Here is a 6910-nt window from a genome sequence, read left to right as displayed (position 1 = left end):
CGACGCAAAACCGCTTCGCACTTTTGCTGGAAATGCTATAAGCTTGGTTAGAATTCTATCGGCGCGAGAGTTTCACGGCTTCTACCGAAATCGCCAGCAGGCACTGGCGGATGATCGGCACAGCCAATGACGCATTCTGACGGCTTTCAAGGACCGCGCGTTGCAGACGTTCCATCACACGGGAAAGACTGTCGGCATTCCAGCGGCCGACGGCGTTTTCAATCAGCTTTTTGCGGTTGAAGAAGATCGGAGGCCGTGCCGATGCAACAACAACTGAAGCACTTTTGCGCTCAGTGTCTGCGATATGGCGCAGGGTCTGTATCTGTTGGAACTGACGAGCCGCTGTGTTGAGCACCAAAAAGGGTGCTGTGCCTGATCTTACGACGCGGTCAAATGTCATCTCAAAACGTGACAGATCGCCGTTTAGGACAGCATCCACCACTTCGTCGGTCGAAAGCCCGGCCACATCGCCAACGGCTTCCCGCACATCATCTATGTCAATGCGTTCCTTGCCGCGCGCATAAAGGCAAAGCTTTTCCAGCTCGCCACGCGTGGCAAGACGATCGCCGCCAAGACTTGCCCGCAACAGCTGGCGCCCGTCCATGGTGATCTGCATTTTCCATTCGGCTAGAACGTCGTCAATCACACCGTCTATGCCGCGCGCATCATCTGAATAGCAGGGCAACGCCATACCAGCAGAACCGTTCTCTACAGCACTGCGAAGGCCTGCGCCTTTCTTGAGATCACCTGCTTCAACCAGAATATAGGTTTCACGCGGTGGCTCGCTCACCAGAAGTTTCACGGCATCCGCGAGCTTCTTTTGCCCGGCTGCATTCTTGATCCAGATGAGGCGCTCGCCGCCGAACATCGAAATTGTCCGCGCTTCGTCTGCGAGCTTTGAAGGATCGGCATCGATTTCATCGGCTTCCATGCGGATGACGGCAAAGGGATCGTCGAGCGGAAGCTTGGTCGCCTGCGCGTATCGACGCGCACGTTCGCTCACCAGCCCCTTATCAGGGCCGTAGAGCAGCACAACCGGAAACGAGCTGCTCGGCTTTCCAATAAACTGATCGACTTCGTGTGCTTTCTTTTGCGCCATTAGGATTAAGTAGCGCAATTCGTTTTCAAACGAAACAGCCGCCGGTCAAACTGAACGGCGGCTGTGAAACAAAGCTGTTTGTAATATTATTCGATCAGCAAAGCATCGTCATCGAGTGTCTGTCCGCGCACTTTGCGGAACATTTCGATGAGGTCTTCAACGCCGAGCGTCTTGCGTTTGTCACCGGTTACGTCGAGCAGAATCTTGCCGCCATGCAGCATGATGGTGCGGTCGCCATAATCGAGCGCCTGACGCATGGAATGCGTGACCATCAGTGCTGTCAGCTTGTTTTCAGCAATCAGCGTGCGGGTCAGTTCCATGACGAATTCAGCCATGCCGGGATCAAGTGCTGCCGTATGCTCATCAAGCAGCAGCACTTCTGAACCCGCCAATGTTGCCATGATTAGCGAGAGCGCCTGACGCTGACCGCCGGAGAGAAGCTCCATGCGATCCTGCATGCGGTTTTCGAGGCCGAGATTGAGGCTTGCCACGCGTTCGCGAAACCATTCACGGCGTTTGGAATTGAGCGCATGGGTCAGGCCACGGCGTGTTCCACGCGATGCAGCCAGTGCCAGGTTTTCTTCAATCGTCAGCGTGCCGCAGCTGCCTGCAAGCGGGTCCTGAAACACGCGCGCCACAAGACCAGCACGCTCGGCAGTGGACTTGCGTGTCACATCCTGTCCGCTGATCACAACCTTGCCAGCGGTGGGGATGACATCGCCTGCAAGCACGCCAAGCATTGTCGATTTGCCAGCGCCGTTGGAACCGATCACGGTGACGAACGAGCCTTGCTCCATTGTCAGATTGATCTTGTTGAGCACCTGCTTTTCCAGCGGTGTTCCACGACCGAAGATAACTTCAAGATTGGATACTTCGATCATGATGATGCTCCTCCACGACGCAGGCGCGGCAATATCAGGGCGAAGGTAACAAGAAGTGCCGTCGCAATGTTGAGGTCAGAAGCCTGAAGCCCGACAATGCTGCCATTGGAAAGCGCGAGCTGGATAGCGATGCGGTAGATGATCGAACCGGCAACACAGCCAATGAGAATGACGAGGATGAGACGCGAGCGCAGCAATGTTTCGCCGATGATCACAGCGGCAAGACCAACAACGATTGTACCCACGCCGGAGGTCACGTCTGCAAAGCCGTTTGTCTGGGCGAAAAGCGAGCCGCCAAGCGCTACGAGCGCATTGGAGAGTGCCATTCCGAGGTAAATCTGGCGATCAGTGCGTACGCCCTGTGCGCGGGCCATTTTCGGATTGGCACCAGTTGCACGCATAGCAAGGCCCATGTCGCTTTCGAGGAAGCGCCAGACCAGGAATACCGTGATGGCAACCAGCACAAACAGGAAGGCCGGACGCACATAATATTCAGGAATGCCGTGACCGAAGAACGGAGACAGCATCGTATCCTGATTAATCAGTGCGATATTCGGACGACCCATGACGCGCAGATTGACCGAGAACAGTGCAATCATCGTCAGAATGGAAGCCAGCAGGTTGAGGATCTTGAAGCGCACGTTGAGCGTCGCCGTCACCAGACCGGCAATCGAGCCTGCAATCATCGCAAAACCGGCGGAAAGCCATGGATTCCAGCCAGCAAGGATCAGAACGCCTGTTACGGCCGCACCAAGCGGAAACGAGCCATCCACGGTCAGATCGGGGAAATCGAGCACGCGGAAAGCCAGATAGACGCCGATGGCGACAAAAGAGAAGACGAGGCCCAATTCGACCGCACCCCAGAAGGCGATCTGACTCACATTGAGATTCCTTGTTCTTTGCCGTCATTGAAAATGAAAACGCACCATTCAAGGCACATAGATTCACTGGCTTTCGCACATTCAGGCATTTGCCTTTTCATGTCCGAAAGACCTGTTTCAATCACGACCGGTTTTGATTTGAGTTTGTTCCAAACACATTTGCCTTTGGAACCATTCCCCGGTTTTTCATGCGCAATTTTATTGCTTGCGATTGTTCTGGCTCTGTCTTTTTCCCGATACAACCCAAAAGCTCCAATAAGCAAGCATTATCGCTGCAAATGCGCCAAAAAGCACCAGTCTGTGCGCCCGTTACAACATTCAGCTCACTCGGTTTCGCTCATACTTCGCCGCGTGCCCGCCATAGCTCCCAGGCAAATCGTGCGCGGACGCCAATGTCGAGGAATGGTCGTGGTGGCAGTTCGGTCGGGCTGCCGAGCTTCAGCATGTCGTCGATCAGTGGATTGTCGATATCGCAGGCCATGTCGGCTGCAAGAATGCCGCCAATCGTGCCTTTGGTGATGCCGACGCCGTTCTGGCAAAGCGAGGTGTAAACATTCTTGGCGATCTGCCCAAAACCAGGAGCGCCATTGCGTGACAGGCAGATGAAGCCGGTCCATGTGTGTTCCATATCGACGTTTGAAAGCATCGGGAAACGCTCGTCGAACAGCCGTTTGTGCTCACGCTTGATTGTTTGGCGCCGCGCATCCGACTGGCGCAGCGACGGGCAGAAATGCACGTTCTGCCGAACCAGTATGCGCCGATCAGAGGTGAGGCGCATGGTGATGCCAGCAAAGGAATTGGCAGGTGTCAGCCCCCAAGGAGCGACTTCGCCGATGGCTTTGTATTCCTGATCGTCAAGCTTGCGGCTGAGGCTCGCATGGGCTGCGAAATTCAGAAGCTTGCGCCTGAAAAAGCCGAACTGCTCACCAAAGCCGTTGACCGTCAGGATCATGGCGGGTGCCTGAACCTGACCCTTTGCCGTGCTTATGAGGATACGGTCGCCATAATCGATCTTGGTTACGGCAGAGTTCTCATAAAGCGTGACATTTTCAGGAAGGTTGTCGGCAAGGCCACGCACCAGAGCAGCAGGGTTCAGCAGTGATGTGCCATAGGTGAAGATCGCTGCTTTGAAATGGCTGGTACCGAGCCGTTTGGTAAGAGCATCACCTTCAAGCCAGTCGAAGGGTTCTTTAAGGCGCTCCAGCTCTTTGACGGTTGGTTCAAGAACTTCACGCATCCCCTGATCGGAAACGGCTGCGTGAAATTTTCCATCCTGCCGCCAATCGCAGTCGATGCCATGCTGGTCAATCTGCTGTTTCAGATGGTCTATGGCTGCACGCGCCAGCGCACGGTAGCTGTGCGACTTGGCCAGTTCCTCCATTGATGAGCTGACATTGTGCGGCAGATCAATGGCAAAGCCTGCAGCGCGTCCGGATGTGCCTTTTCCGACTTCTTGCGCATCGATCAGTGCAATCTTGTCGTTGGGCCGGTTTTCGGCCAGCCTCCGGGCGGCGGCTAAGCCTGCATAGCCAGCGCCCAGCACAATCCAGTCAGCTTTAATATCGCCTTTAAGTGCAGCTTGTGGTGCACGGGCAGGCAATATCCTGCTCCAGCCATTGGTGTTGTCATCAGCAGGAAGGATATGAATGGCAGGCATTTTGAAAACTCGACAGTTTTAAAAGAAAAGGGCGGGAAATCGTCCCGCCCTTTTCTTTAGGATATAAATCGCAATTATTCGACTTTGCTGGTTGCGCGGTCGATAACAGCCTGCGGGAACTCGACGCCCATCTTCTTTGCAGCAGCAAGATTGATGACGAGGTCGGTGCCCTTGGCGATGTCGACAGCGATATCGCCTGGCTTTTCGCCGTTGAGGATTTTCACAACGACAGCGCCGGTTTGCTTGCCAACGTCGTAATAGTTGAAGCCGAGAGCGGCAAGCGCACCACGCTTGACGGAATCCGTATCCGCGGTGAAGAGCGGCAGCTTGCTTTCTTCGGCAACACCGACGGCGCTTTCAAGCGCTGAAACGATGGTGTTGTCGGTCGGCACATACATCGCATCTGCGCGGCCAACGAGCGCACGGGCTGCGCCCTGAACTTCTGCCGATTTGGTTGCAGCCGATTCAACGATCTCGATGCCTTCAGCAGAAGCGGCTTCCTTCAGTGCTGCCAGAAGCGACACGGAGTTGGTTTCGCCGGAATTGTAGAGATAGCCAAGCTTCTTGATGTTCGGCATCACTTCCTTGATGAGCTTGATGTGCTCAGCAACTGGCGACATGTCGGAGAGGCCGGTTACATTGCCGCCCGGCTTTGCCATGTCCTTGACGAGCTGTGCGCCAACTGGATCGGAAACAGCGGTGAAGACAATCGGAATATCACGCGTTGCGGAAACAACGGCCTGTGCCGATGGTGTCGAAATCGGAACGATCACGTCTGGAGCTTCGCCAACGAACTGGCGTGCGATCTGCGCAGCGGTTGCTGGATTGCCCTGAGCGGACTGGTAGACGAACTTCAAGTTTTCGCCTTCCTTGAAGCCAGCAGCAGCCAGCGCGTCTTTCACGCCGTCGCGCGCAGCATCAAGTGCCGGATGTTCAACGATAGCAGTAACGGCAACCGTTACATCCTTGGCCTGAGCCGTCGTTACAAGTGCTGTTGCGGCCAGCAAGGCCAGAAGCATAGAACGCATGAAAATCTCCCCTGTTTTGGTGCGTTGCCCATTTGGGCATTTTGTCGGCATACACCTTATATCCAATACCATTTTTTCCAGAATGGGATTGAAGATCTATCCGCCTGAGATTGAGGCTTAATCGGGTCCGTTTGGGCTGTCAACGTGTCGTCATCGCAGGCGCTTTCCAGCCCGCTATATTCTGTTTCATGAACACAGTGTTCAGTGCCCTTTCAATGGCTATCGCCCACCGCCATATTCTGACAAAACAGATGAAAAGTGCCCCTGCACAAAGTTTGAAGCATTGTTCTGCCGCGTCCTGTTTCACGCTGGCCGGATCATGCTCAGAGGAACATAGTCATGAAAAATATCGGCTTTCTCTCATTCGGCCATTGGTCGCCTTCGCCACAGTCCGGCACGCGTTCTGCAAGCGATGCGCTTTTGCAGTCGATAGACCTTGCTGTCGCTGCTGAAGAGTTGGGTGCGGATGGCGCATATTTCCGTGTGCATCATTTTGCCCGCCAGCTTGCTTCGCCATTTCCGCTGCTTGCAGCCGTAGGTGCCAGGACCAGCAAGATCGAGATCGGTACTGCCGTCATCGATATGCGCTATGAAAACCCGCTTTACATGGTCGAAGATGCAGGCGCTGCGGATCTGATCTCCAAAGGCCGCCTGCAGCTCGGGATCAGCCGTGGTTCGCCCGAACAGGTGATCGATGGTTGGCGTTATTTCGGCTATGAGCCGGAAGAAGGCATGACTGATGCCGATATGGGCCGCAAGCATGGTGAGGTGTTCTTTGAGGCGCTGAAAGGCGAAGGCTTTGCACAGCCAAATCCGCGGCCAATGTTTCCAAACCCTCCGGGGCTTCTGAAGATCGAACCGCACTCGGAAGGTCTCAGAGATCGTATTTGGTGGGGGGCTGCTTCTGACGCAACCGCAATCTGGGCCGCAAAGCTTGGTATGAACCTGCAAAGCTCGACCTTGAAGAAGGACGAAAGCGGCGAGCCTTTGCATATTCAGCAGGCCAAGCAGATTCGCGCTTATCGCGAAGCCTGGAAAGAAGCCGGACATACGCGCACGCCGCGCGTTTCAGTCAGCCGCAGCATTTTTGCGCTGGTGAATGATCGTGACCGCGCCTATTTCGGCAATGGTGGCAAAGAGCAGGATCAGATTGGCTATATCGAGGAAAATCTGCGTGCAGTCTTTGGCCGGTCCTATGCAGCTGAACCAGACCAGCTGATCAAGGAACTTGCCAAGGATGAGGCGGTTGCTGAAGCTGATACGCTGCTTCTGACCGTGCCAAACCAGCTCGGTGTTGAGTACAACGCGCATGTGATCGAGTCGATCCTCAAGCATGTTGCACCGGGACTTGGCTGGCGCTGAGA

Annotated in this window: 7 protein-coding genes; 1 reads left to right on the top strand and 6 read right to left on the bottom strand. The window is 54.9% G+C overall.

Annotated elements, in window-relative coordinates; genetic code table 11:
* Positions 1 to 55: 55 nt before the first annotated feature.
* The 6 genes from holA to CEV34_RS06580 form a co-directional block, all read right to left on the bottom strand.
* Positions 56 to 1099 carry a DNA polymerase III subunit delta gene (gene holA, locus CEV34_RS06605; RefSeq protein WP_007872387.1) on the bottom strand — a complete coding sequence of 348 codons (1044 nt, stop codon included), beginning with the start codon at positions 1097 to 1099 and terminating at the stop codon, positions 56 to 58.
* An 86-nt stretch (positions 1100 to 1185) separates the two neighbouring features.
* Positions 1186 to 1980, bottom strand: coding sequence for an ABC transporter ATP-binding protein (locus CEV34_RS06600; protein ID WP_007872386.1), 795 nt, complete (start codon positions 1978 to 1980; stop codon positions 1186 to 1188).
* The gene (locus tag CEV34_RS06595; protein ID WP_007872377.1) at positions 1977 to 2861 is read right to left on the bottom strand and encodes an ABC transporter permease; all 885 of its coding nucleotides are present in this window, start codon (positions 2859 to 2861) and stop codon (positions 1977 to 1979) included. The genes CEV34_RS06600 and CEV34_RS06595 overlap by 4 nt, the downstream gene beginning before the upstream one ends.
* The gene (locus tag CEV34_RS06590) at positions 2858 to 3124 is read right to left on the bottom strand and encodes a hypothetical protein (RefSeq protein WP_143853316.1); all 267 of its coding nucleotides are present in this window, start codon (positions 3122 to 3124) and stop codon (positions 2858 to 2860) included. The genes CEV34_RS06595 and CEV34_RS06590 overlap by 4 nt, the downstream gene beginning before the upstream one ends.
* Positions 3125 to 3198: 74 nt before the next feature.
* Positions 3199 to 4518 (bottom strand): NAD(P)/FAD-dependent oxidoreductase, encoded by a 1320-nt coding sequence (locus CEV34_RS06585; protein WP_007872371.1) that lies wholly within the window; start codon positions 4516 to 4518, stop codon positions 3199 to 3201.
* Between the two features lie 74 nt (positions 4519 to 4592).
* Positions 4593 to 5546 (bottom strand): ABC transporter substrate-binding protein, encoded by a 954-nt coding sequence (locus CEV34_RS06580; RefSeq protein WP_007872370.1) that lies wholly within the window; start codon positions 5544 to 5546, stop codon positions 4593 to 4595.
* Between the two features lie 339 nt (positions 5547 to 5885).
* Here CEV34_RS06580 and CEV34_RS06575 point away from each other — a divergent pair, with 339 nt between their 5' ends.
* On the top strand, positions 5886 to 6908 hold the full coding sequence (locus tag CEV34_RS06575) for an LLM class flavin-dependent oxidoreductase (protein WP_007872368.1): 1023 nt from the start codon (positions 5886 to 5888) through the stop codon (positions 6906 to 6908).
* Positions 6909 to 6910: the final 2 nt, after the last annotated feature.

This window comes from Brucella pseudogrignonensis (assembly GCF_002252525.1).
Classification (GTDB): Bacteria; Pseudomonadota; Alphaproteobacteria; order Rhizobiales; family Rhizobiaceae; genus Brucella; species Brucella pseudogrignonensis.
The sequence above is the reverse complement of the archived record's forward strand: the minus strand, read 5'-3'. Positions and strand labels throughout refer to the sequence as shown.

Coding starts and splice junctions, on each gene's coding strand:
- CEV34_RS06585 (WP_007872371.1), bottom strand. CDS start 4,518: ATGCCTGCCATTCATATCCTTCCTGCTGATGACAACACCAATGGCTGG.
- holA (WP_007872387.1), bottom strand. CDS start 1,099: ATGGCGCAAAAGAAAGCACACGAAGTCGATCAGTTTATTGGAAAGCCG.
- CEV34_RS06600 (WP_007872386.1), bottom strand. CDS start 1,980: ATGATCGAAGTATCCAATCTTGAAGTTATCTTCGGTCGTGGAACACCG.
- CEV34_RS06580 (WP_007872370.1), bottom strand. CDS start 5,546: ATGCGTTCTATGCTTCTGGCCTTGCTGGCCGCAACAGCACTTGTAACG.
- CEV34_RS06575 (WP_007872368.1), top strand. CDS start 5,886: ATGAAAAATATCGGCTTTCTCTCATTCGGCCATTGGTCGCCTTCGCCA.